The following is a 22,165-nucleotide window of genomic DNA, read 5'->3' on the forward strand; positions in this document are numbered from 1 at the left end:
CCTCCCGCGTCCGGGGGCGAAAGTGGGCGGTATCCGCGCGGGATACCGCCCACTTTCGCCCCCAAAGGGACGGGGTGGGGTGGCCGACGACGGCGGCCCTCAGCCCAGCGGGACCGTCAGCTTCTCGCCGGGGGACAGGGTGTGCTCGCGGCCGGCGATGATCATCGGCACGTCGTGCCACATGCCCTCGCCCGCGGCCACCGTCACCTCCCGCTGGGTCATCTGGATGACCACGGGCTGCTGGCGGAACCGGATGGTGAACCGGGCGCCGGGCAGCTGGGCGGGCATGCGGGGGTGCAGCCGGACGACGTCGTCGCGCGTCTCGAGGCCCGCGTAGCAGCGGATCACCGTGTCCACGGTGCCCGCCATCAGGCCCAGGTGGATGCCCTCCTTCGTGGTGCCGCCCTGCGTGTCCGAGAGGTCCGACTCGAGGGCCTCCGTGAACAGGTCCCAGGACCGGTCCGGGTCCGTGCGGGCCGACACCCACGCGTGCACCAGCCGGGAGAGCGTGGAGCCGTGCGTCGAGCGGGCCTCGTAGTACGTGACCATCCGCTCGAACGCCTCCTCGGGCAGCTCGTAGCCCATGCGGCGCAGGATCCGGTCCAGCTCCTCGGCGGAGAACAGGTATCCGAGCATGAGGGTGTCGGCCTGCTTGGAGAGCTTGTACCGGTTGGTGGCGTCGCCCTCGGCCTGCAGGATCAGGTCCATGCGGCCGATGTTCCCGTACTTGGCGCGGTAGGCCTCCCAGTCGAACTCGAGCAGGTCCTGGTAGCCCTCGAACTGGGCGAGGATGCCGGCCTCCTCGCCCTCCTCGAAGAACGGCACGGTCAGACGGGTGCTGACCTCCTCCCAGCGCTCGATCTCCTCCTCGGAGATCTCCATGAGCTCGGGCAGGCCGTCGTCGATCGTGTCCAGCCAGCGGACCAGGCGGGCGGTCTCCGCGAGCACCCACGAGGTCAGCACGTTCGTGTACGCGTTGTTGCGCAGGCCGGAGCCGGGGGTCTCGGGATAGCCGTCGTGGAACTCGTCCGGGCCCATGACGCCGTGGATCTCGTAGCGGTCCGTGACGGCGTTGTGCAGGGTCATGGACATGAAGAACCGGGAGATCTCCACGAGCATCTCCGCGCCGTAGTCCGAGATGAAGGACGTGTCCTTCGTGATCTCGATGTACCGCAGCACCGAGTAGGCGATGTCCAGGGAGACGTGCCGCTGGTTGTGGGAGTTGTCCGGCATCCACATGCGCGAGCGCGGGTTCCACAGCTCGGTGGGCGTCTCCTCGGAGCCGTCCGCCCCGGACTGCCACGGGTACATGGCACCGGCCCAGCCCTCGGCCTGGGCGTTGGCGCGGGCCTCGTTGAGACGCCGGTAGCGGTACATCAGCAGGCCCCGGGTGATCTCGGGGCGGCGCAGCGTGAGCATCGGGTAGACGTAGATCTCGTCCCAGAAGATGTGGCCGCGGTAGCCCTCGCCGTGCAGGCCGCGTGCCCCCACGGAGGCGTCCAGGTCCCGGCGGCGGCCGTAGGCCGTCTGGAGCACGTGGAACGTGTGCAGGTTCAGGGCGAGCTGCTGGCGCAGCGACGCGCCGTCCTTGCCCATCGGGACCGCGGACCCCACCGGGGCCGAGTGGCCGGCGTCGACGACGGGCGGCGCGTATTCGCCGCCGGCCTCCGCCGCCGTGGAGCGGCGCTGATGCCGGTACGGCTCGGCCAGGTCGATGCGCACGGAGAACCGGTCCCAGTTGGTGCCCCAGCGCTGCTCGTGCAGGGTCAGCAGGTTGCGGAAGTTCTGGGCGCGCTGGACGTCCTTCACCGCCGACTCCCACACGGAGGCGTTGGCGTGGTCGTGGCTCGTGGCGACGGCGGCGATCTTCTCCAGCACGAGCGGCACGCCCTCGTCCACGTGGAGGAGGATGTCCTGGCCGACCACCAGGTCCGAGCCGTCCACGGGGCGGCGGATGGGCTCGTGGTGGCCCACCGGCGCCACCTGGCGGGTGCGGGTGGCCACGGCCACGTGGATGCCGGACTGGTTGGTGGCGGTCTCGAGCAGGACGGTCTCGCCGTCGATCTCCCGGGCCTGGACCGGCTCGAGGTGCTGGTTGGCGAGGGTGCGGTCGTCGGAGACGTTGAGGTTGGCCACGCGGCCCTCGATCTTCGAGCGCACCGTGAGGTCCCCGGACCAGTTCTCCGCCACGACGGTCAGCTCGATCGCGGCGAGGTGCCGGTTGGCCAGCGAGGTGAACTGTCGGGTGTGGACCGTGGTGCGCCGGCCCTGCTCGTCCTCGAAGGTCATGGTGCGGGAGAGCACGCCGCGGCGCAGGTCCATCTCCTGGCCGTACTCCACGAGGTTCTCCTCACCCGGCAGCAGCGGGCGGCCGTGGCGCGGGGTCACCACGAGCGGGGTCCAGTCCTGGATGTTGACCATGTGCTCGGTCTCCACGACCCGGCCCTGGACCATCGAGGTCAGCCGGTTGAACACCCCGGCCATGTAGGTGCCGGGGTAGTGGACGGAGGAGATGTGCGTGCCGGGCACAGCGCCGCGGGTGCCCCAGTACCCGTTGGCCAGGGTGCACAGCACCTCGCGCGTGCCCTCGGAGGCCGGGTCGAAGCGGTCCCAGCGCAGCACCCACGCGGGGTCGAACGGGGTGGTGGTGCGGTCCTCCAGATGCAGGGTCCCGTAGTCCTGGACCACCAGGTGGGCGCCGGCCGCCTTGAGTCGGCCCTTGCCGAGCTCGGGCTCGCGGTCCACGCCGATCACGAGGCCGAAGCGGCCGTCCGAGGCGGCCTTCACGCCGGAGACGGCGTCCTCGAGGACCATCGCGTCCGCGACGTCGACGCCCAGCTCGCGGGCGGCCTCCCAGAACATCGCCGGGTCCGGCTTGCCCGGCAGCCCGCGCTCGACGGCGGTGTTCCCGTCCACGATCACGGGGAAGAAGTCCAGCACGCCGCCGGCCGTGAGCACGGCGCGGGAGTTCTTGGAGCTGGTGACCAGTGCGACCGGCACACCCTTGGCCCGCAGCCGCTCGAGGAGGTCCTGGGCCTCCGGGAACACGCGGACGCCGTCGCGCTCGAGGACCTGCTCGAAGTAGCCCTGCTTGCGCTCGGCGAGGGCGAGGACGGTCAGCTCCGGGGCGGCGTCCGCCTCGGGGGCGTCGGCCTCCGGCACCCTCAGGCCGCGGGAGGCGAAGAACGTGCGGACCCCGTCCTCGCGGGGGCGCCCGTCCACGTGGTGCAGGTAGTCGGCGGCGGCGTCGAAGGGACGCAGCACGTCCGGGTCCGCGGCGACGACGGCGGCGTTGGCGGGCAGCGCGCCCACGGCGGGCAGCGCCCCGTCGAAGAGCTCCTTCCACGCCTGCGCGTGCACGCCGGCGGTGTCCGTGATGACCCCGTCCATGTCGAAGATGACGGCGCGGTAGCGGCGGAGCCGGTGACGGCGGGCGTTCAGGTCCTGCGGAGCGGCGGGGGTGAGCGTCTGCGACATGGGAACCAGCCTACGGGCGGGGAAGTGGGGCCGCACGGGGAGTGCCGCGGCGATGTTCACCGCAGCGAGCGCGCCGTCGTTCCGGCCGACCGCACCGCAGCGACATCACAGCGGTTCTCAGCTGCGGTGATGTCGCTGCGGCGCGGTGGGTTCCGGGAATAGGGTCGTGCCGACGGGGCGGACGTGTGCCCCCGCGCGCCGGAAGCGTGGCCCGGGAACGAGCAGGACACACTCGGCGGAGATGGCCGGGGGGCGAAGGGCTCATGAACTGGATGATGAGCAAGTGATGGATGCGAAGCCGACGCGGTTGCGGAAGAAGGCGACGCGGGAGGAGATCCTGGCGAGTCTGCCGGTGCAGGCGCGGGTGCGTCCGGCGCGGTGGTTGCTCCTGTGGCTGATCGTCGTGGTGTGCATCGCGGTGTTCGTGTGGGTGATCTTCCGGCCGCCGGAGGATGTCTCGGCCGGGTTCGGGGTGTGGCGTGTGGCGTCGTTCATCGGGTTGGCGCTGGCGTTGGCGGTGCTTCCCGCCGCGACGATGGGTCTGTTCCGGCCTCGGCATGTCACGTTCGATGAGCGACGGGTGTGGACGCGGGACTGGTCCGTGGACTGGGCGGACGTGAAGGAAGTCCGTGCTGTGGCGCCAGAGTCGGAGCACACGATGAAGGTGGCGCTCAAGGTGGACGAGCGGCTGTGGAACGAGGGTGGTCTGCGCAAGGCCAACCGGTGGGACTCGGGACGGCCGTTGCAGGGTGGCGGGTTGACCCGTGCGCAACCGCTCGTGCTCACGCAACCCGCGCTCGCGCCGTCGGCTCTGACGCTGCTGCAGGTCTTCGTCGAGTTGAAGAAGCGGAACCGTCGGGCGGGGAGCCCGCGGTGACGCGCCCCGGCTTCCGTCACCGCCGGGTCAGCAGCGTGAGCACCTCCGCGTGCCGGGTCTGGGGGAACATGTCGAACACCTGCACCCGCGCCACCCGATAGCTCGGCATCCGGGCCAGGTCCTGCGCGAGCGTCGCCGGGTTGCAGCTGGAGTACAGGACGGTGGGCACACCCGAGTCCTCCAGCGCGTCCGCCAGCTCGGCGCCGATGCCCCGCCGCGGCGGATTCACGACGACGGCGTCCGGGCGGGGCCGCCGTTTCTTGGACGAAAGCGCCTCCGGAGCCCGCCGTTTCTCGAACGAAAGCGCGGAGGTGGCGTCGCCGTCGGAGAAGCGCGCCCGGTCGGCCAGGCCGAGCTCCGCGGCCGTCTCCCGGGCCGCGGCCACCGCCTCGGCGGAGGACTCCATGCCCCACACGTCGCGCACGCCGGCCCGGGCCAGGTGGAACGCGAACCCGCCCACCCCGCAGTACAGGTCCCACGCCGACGCCGGCACACCGCCCTCGGCGACCCACGCCGCCGCCGTCGCGTACAGCCCCTCGGTCACCGCGGTGTTCGTCTGGAAGAACCCCTGCGGGCGCAGCCGCAGGCCGATCCCGTTCAGTTCCATCCGCAGGGTCGGCCCGCCGGCGAGCACGATCTCCTCGTCGCCCTCGGGCAGGGCCACGTGCTCGGGCAGCAGGTTCGCGCTCACCACGGCGGCGGGTGTCCCGCGCGCCGCGAGGTCGTCCAGCAGCCCCGGCACCGCCGCGCGCAGCGCGTCCAGCCGGTCGGCGGAGCGCAGCACGAACCGGACCATCGCCTCCCGGTCGGGGGAGAGCGTCACGATCACGTTCTTCAGCTCGCCCGTGCGGGCGGCGACGTCGTAGGGCTCCAGCCCGGCCGCCGTCACCGCCGCCGCGCACGCGTCGAACACGCCTTCCATGCCGGCCTCGTACAGGCCGCAGTCGCGCAGGTCCACGCCGGCGCCGTCGTGATGCCGGGGGTGCTGGCGCGGGTCCAGGATGCCCAGCCGCGGCGCCGCCGCCGACCCCGTGACCACGAGCTTCGCCTTGTTCCGGAATCCGGCCTCCGCGGAGGCGAACGGCTCGGCCACGACCGTGTCCGCGTCGACCGCGTCCGCCAGGGCGGCCAGGACCGCGGCCTGCTTGTCCGCGAGCTGCCGGGCGTACGGCACGCCCATCAGCGGGCAGGAACGGCACTCGCCGACGTCGAAGTGGGGGCACTGCACGGGCGTCGCCTCAGCCCTCGAGGCTGACCCGCAGGCCGGGCCGGTCCAGGCGGATCGCGAGCTGCTCGAGGGCCAGCTCGGCGGCCGCGGCCAGGTCCGCGTCCACGTCCATCACCATGCCGGTGAGCACGGGCAGGGCGGACTCGAGGTCCTCGGGGCGGGCGAGGGCGCCCAGCGCGGACGCGGCCGACGCGCGGACCTCCGGGTCCGGGTCGGCACAGCCGGCCCGCACCGCGTCCACGAGGGTGCGGTCGACGGCGGCATCGCGGCGCAGCGAGCCGGCGCGGGAGGCGAGCACGAGGTGGGCCGCCGAGCGGACGTCCGCCTCGGGGGCGGTGAGCGCCCCGGTCAGGGCGGGCAGCGCGCTGCGGTGCCACGCGTGCATCAGGGCCAGGGCGCCGGTCGCGGCGGGGCTGAGGTCGCCGTCGTCGCCGGTGAGGGCGCGGGCGGCGCCCGAGGTGACGTCATCGGGAGTGGCCGCGCCGGTCATCAGGCGCACCGCCAGCCCGGCGACGGCGGCCTCCCCGCGCTCGGCGACGGCGGCCTCGGTGCGGCGGCGCAGGCGGTCGTGCGGAGTCTGGGGCTCCGCGGGCAGGGGGAGACGGTCGAAGGCGGTCATGGGTCCATTGTCCCCCGTGCGCGGACCCGCCTGGGGCGCGGCCGGGAGGTTCCCCGCAGACTCCTGGACGGGGCGTGACCGGCCGCACAGGGCCCGGACTCGGGTGATACGTTCGACGGCATGAGACCCCCCGGAGCCCTCGCCCTCGAATTCCGGGCGGACAGCTTCGATCATCCCACCGGCCTGGTGGACGCCGGCACCGTCATCTCCTGGATCGAGAAGGCCGGCTACGCCGTCGCGGCGAGTTGGGCCGGGACGTTCGTGCGTGCCCGCTACATGGGGCACACCCAGTTCCGGCACCCCGTGCCGGTGGACCGCCGCGCTGTGGTGCAGGCGCGCGTGGTCCACACGGACGGCGCCGAGGTGCACGTCCAGACCCGCCTGCTGCTGCCGGAGATCCGCGACGACGACGGCGACCCCGTGGTCGCCACCTCGTCCCTCGTGGTCTACGCCGCGGAGGAGGGCGGGGTGCCCGTGACCGTGCCGGTCTGGGAGCCCTCGACCCCCGGCCAGATCGAGCGCGACGAACAGGCCCGCCGCTCCACCGTGGCCCGCCGCGCCGTCGAGCGCGGCATGGCCCGACTGCCGTTCCCCGCGCCCGGGGAGGCCCCCGAGGAGATGAGCACCCTCGCGTTCCTGGCCCCCAACGCGGAGGCCACCGTGGGCGGCACCATCAACGCGGGCGCGATCCTGCGCTGGGTGGACGAGGCGGCCGCCGTCTGCGCCGCCCGCTGGACCGGACATGAATCCGTGGTCGCGGTGTTCGGCGGCGGTGTGCGCTTCGTGCGGAACATCCACGTGGGCGACCTCGTGCGCGTGGAGGCCCTCCTGGTGAACACCACGGAGCGGTCCATGCATGTGGCGCTGCGCGTCTACGCGAGCCGACGCACCGGGGCGGAGTCCCGCCTGGTGGCGCACTCGATCGCCGTCATGGTGGACGTCTCCGCGGAGGACCAGGCCCAGCGGGTGCGGCAGTACATCCCCGAGAGCGAGAGCGCCCGGAGGCTGCAGGAGACGGCGATCGAACTCGTGCGCATGCGCTCCGAGGTGAGCGCGGCCTGGACCGAGATGCGCCGCTCGACCGATCCGCGCTGACGGGGCCCTGAGTAGACTGAGCGAATGCGTCGACCGTCCCTGCCGTCCCTGTCCCGCCTGCCGGTCCGTCGTCTCCTCCGGGGAGCGGCCGTGGCCGCGGGCGTCGGTCTCGTGGGACTGCCGCTGACGGTCGCCGCCGGGCTCACCGGCGTGGACATGGTCAAGCGCGGCGGCCGAGTGCGCCGACCCGCGCCGAACCCCGGCGTGTTTGACGCCCACGTGGAGGGCTCCGAGCTGCGCATCTTCACCTCGGGTGAGGACCTCTACAAGGAGATGATCGCCGCGATCGACGGAGCGCAGCGGATCATCAAGTTCGAGACCTTCATCTGGAAGGGCGACCCCACGGGCCAGCGGTTCATGGACGCCTTCAACCGGGCGGCCGCGCGCGGCGTGGAGGTCTACGTCTCCTACGACGGGTTCGGGAACCTCGTGGTCCCGCCCCGCTTCTACCGTCAGCTGGACCCGCGCATCCACGTGTTCCGGCTGCCGGCCTTCGCCCGCCCGATCTGGCGAGGCGTGGTCCGGCACAGCGGGTTCAACCACTCGAAGATCATGGTGGTGGACGACGAGGTCGGCTTCGCCGGCGGCTTCAACATCGGCGACGACTACGCCCGCCTGTGGCGGGACACCCACGTGCGTGAGCGCGGCCCGGCGGTGTGGGCGCTGGGCCAGTCGATCTCCATCAAGTGGAACGCCCACCACCGCGCGGGCGAGCAGATGTCCTGGCGCCCCCCGGACACGTGGGACCCGCGCGTCACCGTGGCCGCGAACCAGCCGCCGCTCCTGGTCTACCCGATCCGGCTGAGCTACCTCGACGCCATCCAGCGGGCGCAGCACCGCATCCTCATCAACACGCCGTACTTCATCCCGGACCAGCAGGTCCTCGAGGCGCTGCTGCACGCGGCCCGGCGCGGGGTGGACGTGCAGGTGATGGTGCCGGAGGACTCCAACCACATCGTGGCGGACTGGGCCTCGCGCGGCTTCTTCGGGAAGATGCTCGAGGCCGGCATCACGATCCTGCTGTACAGGGCCAGCATGATCCACGCGAAGACCGCCACCGTGGACGGCATCTGGTCCACCGTGGGCTCGGCCAACGTCGACCGCCTCTCCCTGGGCTTCAACTACGAGTCCAACGTGGTGGTCGTGGACCGCGACTTCGCCGCCCGGATGGAGGAGATCTTCGCTCTCGACGCCCAGCGGGCCGTCCGGATCGACACCCCGCGCTGGGAGGACCGTCACGGCCTCGCCCGCGTGGTCGAGGCCCTGCTGGTACCACTGCGTCCCCTGCTCTGAGGACCCCGGGCGCTGAGCCAGACGTTTCTGCAGTTCTGACGCCCGATCCGCAGCGGAATCATCTGGCTCACGCCCCCCGCCGCGTGAGCCAGACGTTTCTGCCGTTCTGACGCCCGATCCGCAGCGGAATCATCTGGCTCACGCCCCCTGGCGACGTCTCCCGACCGTGCCGTCCCTTCCCGTCGCCGCCCGGGCTCACCCTCTCTCTTGCATACCCCTGGGGGTATACCCTACGCTCGTTCTCGACATACCCCAGGGGGTATCGGATGGACATCGAGACCCCCCGACCCGGAGGAGAACCATGCTGCTCGAGCGCATCTACGACGAGGACCTCGCCCAGGCCAGCTACGTGATCGGCTGCCAGGCGAAGAACGAGGCGATGGTGGTGGACCCCCGCCGCGACATCCAGGTGTACCTGGACCTGGCCGCCAAGAACGGCATGACCATCACCCACGTGACCGAGACCCACATCCACGCGGACTACCTCTCCGGCACCCGCGAGCTGGCCCACGCCACCGGCGCCCAGATCCACCTGTCCGGCGAGGGCGGCGAGGACTGGGCCTACGGCTTCGAGGGCAACCTCCTCAAGGACGGCGACACGGTGACGCTCGGCAACATCACCGTCGAGGCCGTGCACACCCCGGGCCACACCCCCGAGCACCTGTCCTTCCTCGTCACCGACGGCGCCTTCGCGGACGCCCCGGGCTACATGCTCACCGGCGACTTCGTGTTCTCCGGCGACCTCGGCCGCCCGGACCTGCTGGACGAGGCCGCCGGCGGCGTCGACACCCGCTTCGAGGGCGCCCAGCAGCTCTTCGCCTCCCTCAAGGCGAAGTTCCTGACCCTCCCGGACCACGTGCAGGTGTTCCCGGCCCACGGCGCCGGCTCCGCCTGCGGCAAGGCACTCGGCGCGCTGCCCTCCACCACGGTCGGCTACGAGCGCAAGTACGCGTGGTGGTCCGACTACCTGAAGAACGACGACGAGCAGGGCTTCATCGACGAGCTGCTCGACGGCCAGCCCGACGCCCACGCCTACTTCGCCCGCATGAAGCGCCAGAACAAGCAGGGGCCAGCCATCCTGGGCGAGCTGCCCGAGCTCGAGGAGCTGGACGCCGGGGGCGTGCAGGCGACGCTCGCCGAGGGCGCCGTGTTCGCGGACACCCGCGGTGTGGACGAGATCCTCGCCGGCACCGTGCCGGGCGCGCTGGCCTTTCCGTCCCGCGGCAAGGTCGCCACGCACGCCGGCTGGGCCTACGACCCGGAGAGCGACGACGCCGCCCTCGTCCTGCTCGCCGAGGACCGCGAGGACGCGCACACGATGCGCGACCACATGATCCGCGTGGGCGTCGACGCCGCCGCCGCGTTCACCACCTCCGTGGACGGCCTCACGTTGGAGCCGGTGCCCACCGTGCAGGCCGACGAGCTGCGGTCCCGCATCGAGGCCGGCGAGGTCGGCGCGGAGCAGGACACCGTGCTGGTGGACGTGCGCAACAAGACCGAGTTCTCCCACGGCACCGTGGCGGACGCCCGGCAGCTGAACGCCGGCAAGGTGCTCTTCCACCAGGAGGAGCTGCCGAAGGACAAGACCCTGGTGACCTTCTGCCAGTCCGGCCTGCGCAACATCGTGGCCGCCCAGGCGCTGCGCCGCGCCGGGTTCGACGTGATCGAGCTCGAGGGCAGCTACGCCGCCTGGCAGCAGTCCTGACACACCCCCAGACCAACCCCGAGGAGCCCCTCCCATGAGCGTCACCCTGTCCCCCGTCGCCCCGCGCGACCTGAAGGCCGAGCTGGCCGCCCGCCCCGACGCCGTCGTGCTGGACGTGCGCACCCCCGGCGAGTTCGAGACCGAGCACATCGCCGGCTCCTACAACGTGCCGCTGGACCTGCTCCAGGAGCACGCGGACGAGGTCGCCGCCCGCCTGGACGGCACCGCGGTGCTCGTCTGCCAGTCCGGCAGCCGGGCCGGCACCGCCCAGGACCGTCTGGCCCAGGCCGGCTTCACCTCCGCGCGCGTCCTGCAGGGCGGCATCTCCGCCTACGCCGAGGCCGGCGGCGAGGTCGTCCGCAGCGGCAACCGCTGGTCCATGGACCGTCAGGTCCGCATGACCGCCGGGTCCATCGCGCTGGTCGGGGCCGTGGCCTCCCAGGTCGGCTCGAAGCGGTTCGGCCTCATCCCCGCCGCGATCGGCGCGGGCCTGTCCTTCTCCGCCGTGTCCAACACGTGCGCCATGGCGTCCGTGCTGGCCAAGATGCCGTGGAACCGCCCCGCGCAGGAGCGCTCCGCGGGCGACGTGATCGGCCGCATCCCCACCGGCGCGGGGAAGCGGAGCTGACCCGTGATGTGGATCGTCCTCGCCCTGGCCCTCGTGGTCGGCCTGCTGCTCGGCCTCATGGGTGGCGGCGGGTCGATCCTGATGGTGCCCCTGCTGACGTACGTGGCCGGCCTCGAGCCGAAGCAGGCCATCGCGGGCTCCCTGTTCGTGGTGGGTGTGACCTCGCTGGTCTCAGTGCTGCTGCACTCGCGGCACGGCACCGTCCGGTGGCGCACCGGCCTGATCTTCGGCGCGGCCTCGATGGTGGGTGCCCTCCTGGGCGGCGTCGTCGGCGGCTTCCTGCCGGAGACCCTGCTGCTGATCGCCTTCGCGGTGATGATGCTCTTCACGGCGTGGGCCATGATCCGGCCCAAGAAGACGCAGCCGGCGGCCGCCCCCTCAGTGGAGGCCTCGGCTGACGTCGAGCCCCGCCGCCACCCGCTCGGGAAGATCCTGCTGGAGGGCGTCGTCGTCGGCTTCGTCACGGGCATCGTCGGCGCCGGCGGCGGGTTCCTCGTGGTCCCTGCGCTGGTCCTGCTCGGCGGCCTGCCGATGTCCGCTGCGGTGGGCACGTCCCTGCTGGTGATCGCCATGAAGTCCTTCGCGGGCCTCGGCGGCTACCTGACCAGCGTGACGCTGCCGTGGGACCTGCTGCTGTGGGTCACCGGTGTGGCCGTGGTCGGTGCGCTGATCGGCGTTCCGCTCATGAAGCGGGTCCCGGAGAAGGCGCTGAAGAAGGGCTTCGGCTGGTTCGTGCTGGCCATGGGCCTGGTGATCCTCGTCCGGGAGCTCATCGGTCTCCTCGTGTGACATCCGGCGACGTCGCCGGATACCCCTGGGGATATGATTCCCCTCCCCGCCACCGTGACAAAGGAGGTCGCCGTGCGCACCGCCGACGCCGAGACCCAGCGCAAGATCCTCAACCGCCTCAAGCGGGCCCGCGGCCAGCTGGACGCCGTCATCCGCGAGGTCGAGGGCGAGGGTCGCTGCAAGGACGTGGTCACGCAGCTCTCCGCCGTCTCCACCGCGCTGGATCGCGCCGGCTTCGCGGTCGTCTCATCCGCCATGCAGTATTGCCTCGCCGACCCCGAGAAGGCGGAGGACGAGGAGAAGCTCACCGTCGCCGAGCTCGAGAAGCTCTTCATGACCCTGGCCTGACCGGCCACCCCGAAGCCCCCTCGCCGAAAGGATCCCTCATGTGCCGTCCGGCGCGCTGACCCGTCTGCCGCAGGGCCACCTGGGCCGGATGCGGCCGGCACGTCGAGTCCCTCAAGGCCGTCGTCCCCGCGGCGCAGTGGTGCGATGGCCGTCACCCTGATGCCGAGCGCGACGCAGCCCGCGCGGGCCGTGCCGGGGCCGCAAGGTTCTTCGCGAGGCTCTTCGGGCGCTGAGCCAGGCGTTCCGGGGGCGTGAGCCAGATGTTCGTGCTGTTCTGAGGGACCCTCAGCCGCGGAAACGTCTGGCTCACGCCCCCCGTCTGGCGTCGCTCAGTCCTCGTACGGGTCCGCCAGCGGGTGGTTCGGCAGCCGGCTGTCCGGGGTGCGCCCGCGTCCCCTCGACGACGGCTGCTGCCCGCGCCCTCCCGCGGCTGGGGCACAATGAGCCCGGCCCCCTTCGGCCCACCTCACTGCAGCCCACGCGGCCGCGCGCCCATCCCGACTCCCTGGGAGCCCCATGCTCTGGACCCTGCTCCGCCGTCACGGCCGGCGCTATCGCGGCGCCGTCGCGGCCGTCGTCGTGCTGCAGCTGATCAGCACGCTGGCCATGCTGTACCTGCCCAGCCTCAATGCCCGCATCATCGACGAGGGCGTAGCCCGCGGCGACACCGCCCGCATCTGGGACATCGGCCTCGTGATGCTCGGCGTCGCGCTGGTGCAGGTGGTCGCCGCGATCGCCGCCGTGTGGTTCGGGGCGAAGGCCTCGATGGGCGTCGGCCGGGACCTGCGCCGCGCCGTCTACACCCGCGTGGACGCGTTCTCCGCGGAGGAGCTCGGCCGCTTCGGCGCCGCGACCCTCATCACGCGCGGCACCAACGACGTCAACCAGGTCCAGATGCTCACCCTCATGGCCCTGAACTTCATGGTGGCCGTGCCGATCATGGCGGTCGGCGGCATCATCATGGCCATCCGCGAGGACCCGGGCCTGTCCTGGCTCGTGTGGGTCTCCGTGCCGGTGCTGCTGGTGATCGTGGCGTGGATCGTCGCCCGTCTCATGCCGCTGTTCCAGCGGATGCAGGACAACATCGACGACGTCAACGGCGTGCTGCGCGAGCAGATCCAGGGCATCCGCGTGGTCCGCGCGTTCGTGCGCGAGCGCCACGAGACACGCCGGTTCACGGACGCCAACGCCGCCCTGACGGAGACCTCCGTGCGGATCGGCCGGCTGTTCGTGCTGCTCGGCCCGGTCATCACGATGATCCTCCACCTCGCCACCGCCGCCGTCCTGTGGTTCGGCGGCGAGCGCGTGGACGCGGGGCTCGTGCAGGTCGGCGCGCTCACCGCGTTCATGCAGTACCTGCTGCAGATCCTCATGGCGGTGATGATGGGCACCTTCATGATGATGATGCTCCCGCGCGCCGTGATCTCCGCGGGCCGCATCGGCGAGGTCCTGGACACCGTCCCCACGCTCGGTGAGCCGGTCCGCCCGGTGACCCCCGCGCGTCGCGACGGCGCCGTGGAGCTGCGCCACGTCACCTTCCAGTACCCCGGCGCCGAGGCGCCGGTGCTCGACGACGTGAGCTTCGCCGTCGCCCCCGGCACCACGACGGCGATCATCGGCTCGACCGGCTCCGGCAAGTCCACGCTGATCAGTCTGCTGCCGCGGCTGTACGACGCGACGTCCGGCGAGGTGCTCGTGGACGGCGTGCCGGTGACCGACCTGGCCCGGGCCGAGCTGACCGAGGCCGTGGCCCTCGTGCCGCAGAAGCCGTACCTGTTCTCCGGCACCGTGCGGGAGAACATGCAGTTCGGGGCCCCGGACGCCTCGGACGAGCGCATCTGGGCGGCCCTCGAGACGGCCCAGGCCGCCGACTTCGTGCGCGCCCGCACCACCGGCAAGGGAGAGGCGGCGGCTTCCGGTCTGGACTCGCGGCTGTCTCAGGGCGGCACGGACGTCTCGGGCGGCCAGCGCCAGCGCCTGTCCATCGCGCGTGCCCTCGTGGCCGAGCCGCGGGTCCTCGTGTTCGACGACTCATTCTCCGCCCTGGACGTCACCACCGACGCGCGGCTGCGGGCGGCGCTCGACCGCGCGGCGGCCGGGGTGACCCGGATCGTCGTCGCCCAGCGGGTGGCCACCATCACCGACGCCGACCAGATCATCGTGCTGGACGAGGGCCGCGTGGTCGGCCGCGGCACCCACGCCGAGCTGCTGGCGGACAACCAGACCTACCGGGAGATCGTGGACTCCCAGCTGACCGCGGAGGACGTGGCATGAGCGAGCACCTGACGGACGAGGAGATCCTCGAGATCCAGGAGCAGGGCGCCACCGACGACTGGGGCGGCGGGCCGGCCCGCAAGGCCAAGGCGTTCTGGCCGTCCGCGAAGCGGCTCATGAGCCTGTTCCGCACGGAGAAGCTGGGCCTGGTGGTGGTCGCGCTGATGGTGCTGGTCGCCGTCGTGCTCAACGTGTGGGCCCCGCACGTCCTGGGCCGGGCGATGGACGTGATCTTCGGCGGCGTGGTCTCCGCGCAGATGCCCGGCGGGCTGAGCCGCGAGCAGGTCATCGACGGGCTGCGCGCCCAGGGCGAGGACCAGGCCGCAGAGATGCTCTCCGGCATGGCGTTCACGCCGGGCGAGGGGATCGACTTCACCGAGCTGGGCCGGCTGATCCTCATCGTCCTGGGCATGTACCTGGTGGCGCAGACCTTCATGTGGCTGCAGGGCCGCGTGCTCAATGACATCGTCATGCGCATCGTCTTCCGCCTGCGCGAGGAGATCGAGGCCAAGATCAACCGGCTGCCGCTGAGTTACTTCGACCGCGGGCAGCGCGGCGACCTGCTCTCCCGCGCCACCAACGACGTGGACAACGTCCAGCAGGCCCTCCAGCAGGCGTTCGCCTCGCTCGTGTACTCGGTGCTGACCGTGATCGGCATCGTCGGCATGATGTTCTGGCTGTCCTGGCAGCTCGCGCTCATCGCCCTGGTCGCCCTGCCGGTGGCCGGTGTGGTGGTGGGCGTGATCGGCAAGAAGTCCCAGGCGCTCTTCTCCGCGCAGTGGCGGGAGACGGGCCGGCTCAACGGGCACATCGAGGAGTCGTTCACGGGGCACGAGCTGGTGACCGTGTTCGGCCGTCAGCGGGACATGGCCGCGCGCTTCGACGAGCGCAACGAGGAGCTGTACGAGGCCGCGTTCACGGCGCAGTTCTACTCGGGGATGATCATGCCGATCATGCAGTGGGTGAACTGGCTGGGCTACGTGGGCATCGCGGTGGTCGGCGGCCTGCGCGTGGCCAACGGGCAGATGACCCTCGGCGCCGTGACCGCGTTCATCCAGTACTCGCGCGAGTTCAACCAGCCGCTTGGGCAGATCGCCGGCATGTCCAACATGCTGATCTCCGGCGTGGCGTCGGCCGAGCGCATCTTCGAGCTCCTCGACGAGCCGGAGGAGACCCCCGACGGCACCCCCGCCCGCACCCCCGACGGCACTTTCGTTTGGGAAACGGCGCCCTCCGAGAGCGCTTTCGTTCGGGAAACGGCGCCCTCCGCCATCCCCGGGCCCGACGGCGTCGCCCACCTCCCGCGCCCGCTGCGCGGTCGCGTGGAGTTCGAGCATGTGCGCTTCTCCTACACGCCGGAGAAGCCGCTCATCACGGACCTGAACTTCGTGGCGGAGCCGGGGCAGACGGTCGCGATCGTCGGGCCGACCGGTGCCGGCAAGACCACCCTGGTCAACCTGATCATGCGGTTCTACGAGGTGGACGGCGGGCGGATCCTGCTGGACGGCGTGGACACCCGCACGGTCAGCCGCGGCGAGCTGCGCGCCGCCACCGGCATGGTGCTCCAGGACGCCGTGCTCTTCGGCGGGACCATCCGGGAGAACATCCGCTACGGCCGACTCGACGCCACGGACGAGGAGGTCGTCGCGGCGGCGAAGGCCACCTACGTGGACCGTTTCGTGCACACCCTGCCCGACGGCTACGACACCGTGATCGAGCAGGACGCCGCCAACGTGTCCGCGGGCGAGCGGCAGCTCATCACCATCGCCCGTGCGTTCCTGGCCCAGCCCTCGCTCCTGATCCTGGACGAGGCCACCTCCTCCGTGGACACCCGCACCGAGGTGCTGGTCCAGGGCGCGATGGCGGCGCTGCGCTCGGACCGCACGAGCTTCGTGATCGCCCACCGCCTCTCCACCATCCGGGACGCGGACGTCATCCTCGTGATGGAGGACGGCGACATCGTGGAGCAGGGCTCGCACGATCAGCTGCTGGCCGCTCGCGGCGCGTACTTCCGGCTGTACAGGAGCCAGTTCCAGGGCGGGGAACAGGCGGAGGAGCAGGACGACGACGGCGCGCCCGCCGCGCGCGAGGACGCCCGCTGAGGCCGGGGCTGGATGGCGCCGGCGCCCAGCCACTGGCCGCTGGCGTCGCTGCGACACGGGACCACCCGATGACCTTCTCGATCCAGGTGCCGGTGAGTTTCACGAGCCCGCACCTCTCCGGAGCCGGAGGTGTACGGGGCTAGGGCGCGCGGCGGTGACGGGAGTATCGAAACCCGATCGTCGGGCCACCCCTGCCGGTGTGGCCGCGCTCATTCGTCCCCTGAGATTGCGCATCCGTCACGCGCAGGACCCTCTTGACTCCCTGGTGGGGCACGTCTGTGGACCGACCGAGAATTCTCTGGACACAGGGCGAGCACCTTCATAGAGTGTGATGTAGATCACGACTGAGCGTGAACCATAAAGAGGAGCGACATGGGTATGAAGCAGCGGATTTCTAAGGTCGGTGCCGGCGTGGCCGTCGCTGGACCGTTGGCCGTCTCCGGTGCGGTGCCAGCGCAGGCGCTGACGGACTCCGGTCGGCAGGACTGCAGCGCAGGACTCCTCCTGTCGGGCACCTACGGCTACTGCTACTACCCGTACTGACTCGCCGGCACCGATGACTTCATTACGCATTCCTGCGACGGCCGCCCTGGTGGCGGCCGTCGCCCTGACCCTCACCGGCTGCGTCGGTCGGGAGTCTGCGGGCCTCGGCGGTTCATCCACGGTCGCCGCTCCCCCCACCGCGACGGCCGAGAAGACCTGGGACGCCTCGCAGTGGGTTCCCACCGAGAGGATCGAACCCCTCCTGACGACGGAGGCGGAGAAGGAGCGCGCCTACCGTGAGCAAGTCGCGCGGCACGCTCAGGGGGCGGGAATGCCCGCGCCGCCTCAGGTGGAGCGCTCCGGGTGGTACGCCACGTCCCTCGAGTCGGACCGCATGGTGTCCACATGCCTGGCCGAGGCCGGGTGGCCGAACTCGGTCGGTCCGACCGGGGGAATTCAGATCGACACCCCACCTGAGTCCCAGAGGTCTGCTTTCGAGGCGGCCTACGTGACCTGCTACGCACAGCACCCGGTGGATCCGAGCTACACCCAGGACTGGACCGATCCGCAGCTCCGCCTCGTCTATGACTACTGGGACCAATACCTCATCCCGTGTCTCGAGGCCTACGGCTACACGGTCGACACCTCCGCGCGCCCCTCCAAAGAGGCATTCGTCTCCGCGTTCTACACTCCAGGCCGCCACCAGTGGTGGCCCTTCGCGGACAGCATGAGGGGCGTGTCGGCAGAACGCCAGGCCGAGGTCGCGCAGACATGCCCGGAGCTTCCGCCGCAGGATGTCTTCTGGGGGTCATCCGGATGAATCGCCCCGCCCGCTGGGCCGCCCTCGTCCTTGCGCTCGTGGCCGTCGCCGCGCTCGCCTTCTGGGCCGGCCGGGTCACGCTCACCCCTCCGGCTCAGGCCGAGCAGCGTCCGGCCGCGAGCGCCCTCGTCACCGTCGCCGAGCAGGAGCTCGGCCGCGTCATCACCCTCGGCGTCTCCGTGTCGCGCGAGCAGACGCCGGCGGCGGTGAACGCGCTGACCGGCGTCGTCACCCGGGCCGGAGAGTCCGGCGAGGTGGCTGCCGGGGAGGTGCTGTACGCCGTCGCCCAGAAGCCCGTGCTCGTCCTCCAGGGCGAGCTTCCCCAGTGGCGCCCTCTCGGGGAGGGCACTTCCGGCGACGACGTCGCCGCGTTCCAGCGCATGCTCGCCGCCACCGGCGCGAAGGTGGAGGCCACCGGCACGTGGGACGAGGCCACCGCGGACGCCTGGGACGACTGGCTCACCGAACGCGGCTACCCCGCCGCGGACACCGTGGAGCTCGGCCAGCTCGTGGTCCTCGACGCCCTCCCCGCGCCCCTCAGCGTGGACGCGAAGACCACCGCCGTCGGCACCACCCTCGCCGGCGGCGAGAACGTGGTGGCCCGCCCCGGCGACCAACCGGACTTCGCCCTCGAGGTCAACCAGGAGCAGGCCGCCCTCATCCCGGCCGGCACCCAGGTCACCGTGCCCCACGGCGAACACGAATGGAAGGCCGTCGCCGGCGAGTCCACCTCCGACGAGCAGGGCCTGATCCGCATCACCCTCACCGCCCCGGACGGCGGCGTGGTCTGCGGCGAGGACTGCGACACCCTGCCCGCCGACGCCACCACCTCCCTGCTCTCCCAGGTCAGCGTGGTCCCGCCCGTCTCCGGGCCCGTGGTCCCCGTGTCCGCCCTGCGCACCCAGCCAGACGGCGCCGCGACGGTCACGGTGGTCCGGGACGGCGCCGCGGAGGACCGCACCGTCACCGTCCTCGGCTCCGCCGACGGCCTCGCCGTCGTGGACGGCGTGGACGCCGGCGAGCAGGTGCGCGTGCTGAACGGCACCCGATGACGGGGCCCGCCACCCCGGGCACGCCCGCCGCCCCCGTCGTCCCCGCCGCCCTCGCCGTCGAGGACCTGCGCTTCGCCTATACCCGCGCCGCCGAGGAGCTGTTCGACGGCCTCACCCACGCGTTCACGCCGGGCGCCGTCACCGCCCTCACCGGGCCCTCCGGGCGCGGCAAGTCCACCCTCCTGTACGTGCTCGGGCTCATGCTCACGCCCACCTCCGGAGTGGTGCGCCTCGGCGACGTCGACGCCTCCACCCGCCCGGACCGGGAGCGCTCCCGCCTGCGCGCCACCTCCGTGGGATTCGTGTTCCAGGACTCGGAGCTGGACCCGTCCCGCCCCATCCTGGACTCCGTGGTGGAGCCCGGCCTCTACGCCGGGTTGGAGCGCCAGACGCTCGAGGACCGGGCACGGGCGCTGCTCGAGCGCTTCGGCCTCGCCCACCGCGCCGACCACCGGCCCGGGCAGGTCTCCGGCGGGCAGGCGCAGCGGGTGGCCGTGTGCCGCGCCCTCGTGAACGCGCCCGTCGTCGTCCTCGCGGACGAGCCCACGGGCAACCTCGACCCGGACAACGCCGGCCTCGTCATGGACGCCCTCGCCGATGCCGCCGCCGAGGGGCGCACCGTGGTGGTCGCCACCCACGACCCCGCCGTCGTCGCCCGCGCCGACGAGGTGGTGCGGCTGTGAACCGGGAGGACCGCCCATGAACCTGCGCACCCTGCTGCGTGAAGCCGTCACCGCCGCACGCACCTCTCCCGTGCCCTCCGCCCTCGTGCTGCTCGTGGTGGCCGCCATGTGCTTCGCCGCCGTGGCCACCGTGGGCAGGCAGGCCGCCACCGAGGCGGCCGTCGCCGCAGAGCTCTCCGGCCCCGGCGCCCGCGTGCTCACCGTCACCGACACCGGCGGCACCGGTTTCCTCACCGGCGCCACCGCGGCCACCCTCGCCGGACTCGACACCGCCGAGGCCGCCCTCGCCCGGGACTCGCCCATGGACGCCGTGAACACCGGGATCGGCCGGGGCGGCGCCCGCGTGGCCGTGACGAACGTGGTCGGCACCCTGGACCGTGGCATCGTGCTGACCCGCGGCCGCCTGCCCGCCCCCGGCGAGGTGGTGGTCCCCGAGGCCAAGCTCGCCGAGCTCGGCCTCGCCCAGCCCTCCGGAGCGATCGAGGCCACGGACGGCGGCCAGTGGGCCGTCGTCGGGGCGTTCCAGGCCCAGGACCCCTTCCAGGACCTCGACGGCTACGCCCTCACCGTCCCCGCCGCCCCGGACGCCCTCGTGATGCAGCAGGTCCGCGTCCTCGCCGCCGACACCGCCGGCACCCGCGCCATGCAGGAGGCCGCGCTCGCCGTGATCGACCCCGACCCGCGCGCCTCCTCCATCCAGACCGCCCGTGCCCTCTCCGCCGGCAACCAGGTGATCACCGGCGAGCTCGCCGGGCTCGGACGCTCCCTGCTGCTGCTGATCCTCGGAGCCGGCGCGTTCTTCGTGTCCATCGTGGTGCTCGCCGACGTCCTCATCCGCCGCCGCGACCTCGGCCGCCGCCGCACCCTCGGCATCGGCCGCGGAGACCTGATCCTGCTCGTGGCCGTGCGCACCGCCGTGCCTGCGCTGCTGGGCGCCGTGCTGGGCTCCGGAGCCGGGTACGCCGTCGTCGCCGGCCAGGGCGGGACGCTGGGGGTGGACTTCGTGGCGGCGGTGGCCGTGCTGGCCGCCCTCACCGCGCTGCTGGCCAGCCTCGCCCCGGCGGCGTTCGCCGCGTTCCGCGACCCCGTGCGGGTGATGCGGACGGCGTGAGGGGTGGCGGGCGGGCCCGCTCACCGGCGGGCACCCCGCCCGCGCACCGCTACCCTCGGGAGCATGCCCGCCTTACCCGCCGCGCCCCCGCCTGCCCTCACGCCGCTCCAGCGGCAGTCCGTCCTGCGCACCCTGCGCAGCCCTCGGCTGCTGGGCACGGAGGTGCTGGCCGCCGTCGTGGTGGCGCTCGCGCTGATCCCGGAGGCCATCGCGTTCTCGATCATCGCGGGCGTGGATCCGCGCGTCGGGCTGTTCGCGTCCTTCACCATGGCGGTGACCACGGCGATCGTGGGCGGCCGGCCCGCCATGATCTCCGCGGCCACGGGGGCGGTGGCGCTGGTCGTCGCACCGCTGTCCCACGCGTACGGGGTGGGGCACCTGCTTGCCGCGATCATCCTCGGCGGCGTCATCCAGATCCTGCTCGGCGTGTTCGGTGTGGCCCGGCTCATGCGGTTCGTCCCGCGCTCGGTGATGGTGGGGTTCGTCAACGCGTTGGCCATCCTCGTGTTCACCTCGCAGCTGCCCGAGCTGATCGGCGTCCCGTGGCTCGTGTACCCGCTCACGGCGTTGGCCCTGGCGATCGTGGTGCTGTTGCCGCGGCTCACCACGGCGGTGCCGGCGACGCTCGTGGCCGTCGTCGTGGTCACCGCCCTGGTGATGGCCGCCGGCCTGGCCGTGCCGCGCGTGGGGGACCGGGGCGCGCTGCCGGATGCGCTGCCCGTGCTCGGCCTGCCGGACGTCCCGCTGACGTGGGAGACCCTCCGGTTGATCCTGCCGTTCAGCGTCGGCATCGCGTTCGTGGGGTTGCTCGAGTCCCTGCTCACCGCGAAGCTCGTGGACGACATCACCGACACCCGCTCGGACAAGACGCGCGAGTCCTGGGGGCAGGGTGTCGCGAACGTGGTCTCGGGGTTGTTCGGCGGCATGGGCGGCTGCGCCGTGGTGGGGCAGACCATGATGAACGTCAAGGCGAACGGCGCCCGCACCCGGACCTCCACGTTCCTCGCGGGCGTGTTCCTGCTGGTGCTCGTGGTGGCCTTCGGCGGCTTCGTGGCGCAGATCCCCATGGCCGCGCTCGTGGGCGTGATGATGTTCGTGGCCGCCGCCACCTTCGATTGGCATTCGGTGCGCCCCGCCACCCTGCGCGCGATGCCGCGCTCGGAGACCGCCGTCATGGTCGTGACCGTGGCGGCCACGGTGCTCACTCACAACCTCGCGATCGGCGTGGGTGTGGGCGTGCTCGCTGCGCTGGTGCTCTTCGCTCAGCGCGTCTCGCGTCTGGTCACGGTGGTCCGCGAGGTCCACGACGACGGCGACGCCGTCACGTATCGCGTGCACGGCGCCCTGTTCTTCGCGTCCTCGAACGACCTCTACTCGCAGTTCGAGTACGCCCTCGACCCGCCGCGCGTCGTGATCGACATGAGTGCCGCGCACGTGTGGGACGCCTCCACTGTGGCCGCGCTCGACTCGGTGCTGACCAAGTACGCCCGGCACGGGATCCACGCCGAGGTGACGGGGCTGAACGAGGCCTCCGCGGCGATGCACGCGCGCCTCACCGGGCGACTCGGCGCCTGAGCCGGC

At 72.2% G+C, this 22,165-nt stretch carries 18 protein-coding genes and 1 pseudogene; 16 read left to right on the forward strand and 3 right to left on the reverse strand.

The features are described from left to right. Positions 1-99 precede the first annotated feature (99 nt). On the reverse strand, positions 100-3,477 hold the full coding sequence (locus tag HDA34_RS07595) for a beta-phosphoglucomutase family hydrolase (protein WP_036316201.1): 3,378 nt from the start codon (positions 3,475-3,477) through the stop codon (positions 100-102). A gap of 286 nt (positions 3,478-3,763) precedes the next feature. Between HDA34_RS07595 and HDA34_RS07600 the strand changes: the two genes are divergently transcribed. Next, entirely contained in the window at positions 3,764-4,354 is a 591-nt protein-coding gene (locus HDA34_RS07600; protein ID WP_036316210.1) for a hypothetical protein, read from the forward strand. Positions 4,355-4,370: 16 nt separating this feature from the next. Here HDA34_RS07600 and rlmC read toward each other — a convergent pair whose 3' ends face one another. Both rlmC and HDA34_RS07610 read right to left on the reverse strand, forming a co-directional pair. Further along, positions 4,371-5,582: a 23S rRNA (uracil(747)-C(5))-methyltransferase RlmC gene (gene rlmC / locus HDA34_RS07605; protein ID WP_036316199.1), complete on the reverse strand. Its 1,212-nt coding sequence runs from the start codon at positions 5,580-5,582 to the stop codon at positions 4,371-4,373. A gap of 10 nt (positions 5,583-5,592) precedes the next feature. Next, positions 5,593-6,201 carry a HEAT repeat domain-containing protein gene (locus HDA34_RS07610; RefSeq protein ID WP_020628173.1) on the reverse strand — a complete coding sequence of 203 codons (609 nt, stop codon included), beginning with the start codon at positions 6,199-6,201 and terminating at the stop codon, positions 5,593-5,595. A gap of 120 nt (positions 6,202-6,321) precedes the next feature. On the opposite strand from HDA34_RS07610, the gene HDA34_RS07615 reads away from it, so the two are divergent. The 15 genes and pseudogenes from HDA34_RS07615 (at position 6,322) to HDA34_RS07680 (ending at position 22,159) form a co-directional block, all read left to right on the forward strand. Continuing rightward, positions 6,322-7,296 carry an acyl-CoA thioesterase gene (locus HDA34_RS07615; RefSeq protein ID WP_036316197.1) on the forward strand — a complete coding sequence of 325 codons (975 nt, stop codon included), beginning with the start codon at positions 6,322-6,324 and terminating at the stop codon, positions 7,294-7,296. 24 nt (positions 7,297-7,320) lie between these two features. Then, entirely contained in the window at positions 7,321-8,589 is a 1,269-nt protein-coding gene (locus HDA34_RS07620) for a phospholipase D-like domain-containing protein (protein WP_036316196.1), read from the forward strand. 301 nt (positions 8,590-8,890) lie between these two features. Beyond that, positions 8,891-10,294, forward strand: coding sequence for an MBL fold metallo-hydrolase (locus HDA34_RS07625; protein ID WP_036384546.1), 1,404 nt, complete (start codon positions 8,891-8,893; stop codon positions 10,292-10,294). 34 nt (positions 10,295-10,328) lie between these two features. Then, positions 10,329-10,922: a rhodanese-like domain-containing protein gene (locus HDA34_RS07630; protein WP_052007121.1), complete on the forward strand. Its 594-nt coding sequence runs from the start codon at positions 10,329-10,331 to the stop codon at positions 10,920-10,922. A gap of 6 nt (positions 10,923-10,928) precedes the next feature. After that, positions 10,929-11,711, forward strand: coding sequence for a sulfite exporter TauE/SafE family protein (locus tag HDA34_RS07635; protein WP_134377391.1), 783 nt, complete (start codon positions 10,929-10,931; stop codon positions 11,709-11,711). A gap of 72 nt (positions 11,712-11,783) precedes the next feature. Beyond that, positions 11,784-12,059 (forward strand): metal-sensitive transcriptional regulator, encoded by a 276-nt coding sequence (locus HDA34_RS07640; RefSeq protein WP_044659303.1) that lies wholly within the window; start codon positions 11,784-11,786, stop codon positions 12,057-12,059. Between the two features lie 74 nt (positions 12,060-12,133). Next, positions 12,134-12,292: pseudogene (locus tag HDA34_RS12215) on the forward strand (DUF8730 family Cys-rich protein); the annotation flags it as partial. Positions 12,293-12,575: 283 nt separating this feature from the next. Then, on the forward strand, positions 12,576-14,333 hold the full coding sequence (locus HDA34_RS07645) for an ABC transporter ATP-binding protein (RefSeq protein ID WP_129866969.1): 1,758 nt from the start codon (positions 12,576-12,578) through the stop codon (positions 14,331-14,333). Then, positions 14,330-16,435: an ABC transporter ATP-binding protein gene (locus HDA34_RS07650; RefSeq protein ID WP_049147053.1), complete on the forward strand. Its 2,106-nt coding sequence runs from the start codon at positions 14,330-14,332 to the stop codon at positions 16,433-16,435. Before HDA34_RS07645 ends, HDA34_RS07650 begins: the two co-directional genes overlap by 4 nt. A 372-nt stretch (positions 16,436-16,807) precedes the next feature. Continuing rightward, positions 16,808-16,978 carry a hypothetical protein gene (locus tag HDA34_RS07655; protein WP_020621742.1) on the forward strand — a complete coding sequence of 57 codons (171 nt, stop codon included), beginning with the start codon at positions 16,808-16,810 and terminating at the stop codon, positions 16,976-16,978. A gap of 13 nt (positions 16,979-16,991) precedes the next feature. Then, the gene (locus HDA34_RS07660; RefSeq protein WP_227717954.1) at positions 16,992-17,738 is read left to right on the forward strand and encodes a hypothetical protein; all 747 of its coding nucleotides are present in this window, start codon (positions 16,992-16,994) and stop codon (positions 17,736-17,738) included. Further along, positions 17,735-18,790, forward strand: a complete 1,056-nt coding sequence (locus HDA34_RS07665; RefSeq protein WP_020621740.1) for a hypothetical protein — start codon at positions 17,735-17,737, stop codon at positions 18,788-18,790. Before HDA34_RS07660 ends, HDA34_RS07665 begins: the two co-directional genes overlap by 4 nt. Next, positions 18,787-19,473 carry an ABC transporter ATP-binding protein gene (locus HDA34_RS07670; RefSeq protein WP_020621739.1) on the forward strand — a complete coding sequence of 229 codons (687 nt, stop codon included), beginning with the start codon at positions 18,787-18,789 and terminating at the stop codon, positions 19,471-19,473. The genes HDA34_RS07665 and HDA34_RS07670 overlap by 4 nt, the downstream gene beginning before the upstream one ends. Before the next feature lie 16 nt (positions 19,474-19,489). After that, on the forward strand, positions 19,490-20,584 hold the full coding sequence (locus HDA34_RS07675) for a hypothetical protein (RefSeq protein ID WP_049147055.1): 1,095 nt from the start codon (positions 19,490-19,492) through the stop codon (positions 20,582-20,584). Between the two features lie 63 nt (positions 20,585-20,647). Continuing rightward, positions 20,648-22,159: a SulP family inorganic anion transporter gene (locus tag HDA34_RS07680; RefSeq protein WP_134377387.1), complete on the forward strand. Its 1,512-nt coding sequence runs from the start codon at positions 20,648-20,650 to the stop codon at positions 22,157-22,159. The last annotated feature ends 6 nt before the right edge of the window (positions 22,160-22,165 follow it).

Origin of the sequence: Micrococcus luteus (assembly GCF_014138885.1) — a bacterium.
Taxonomy (GTDB): Bacteria; Actinomycetota; Actinomycetes; order Actinomycetales; family Micrococcaceae; genus Micrococcus; species Micrococcus luteus.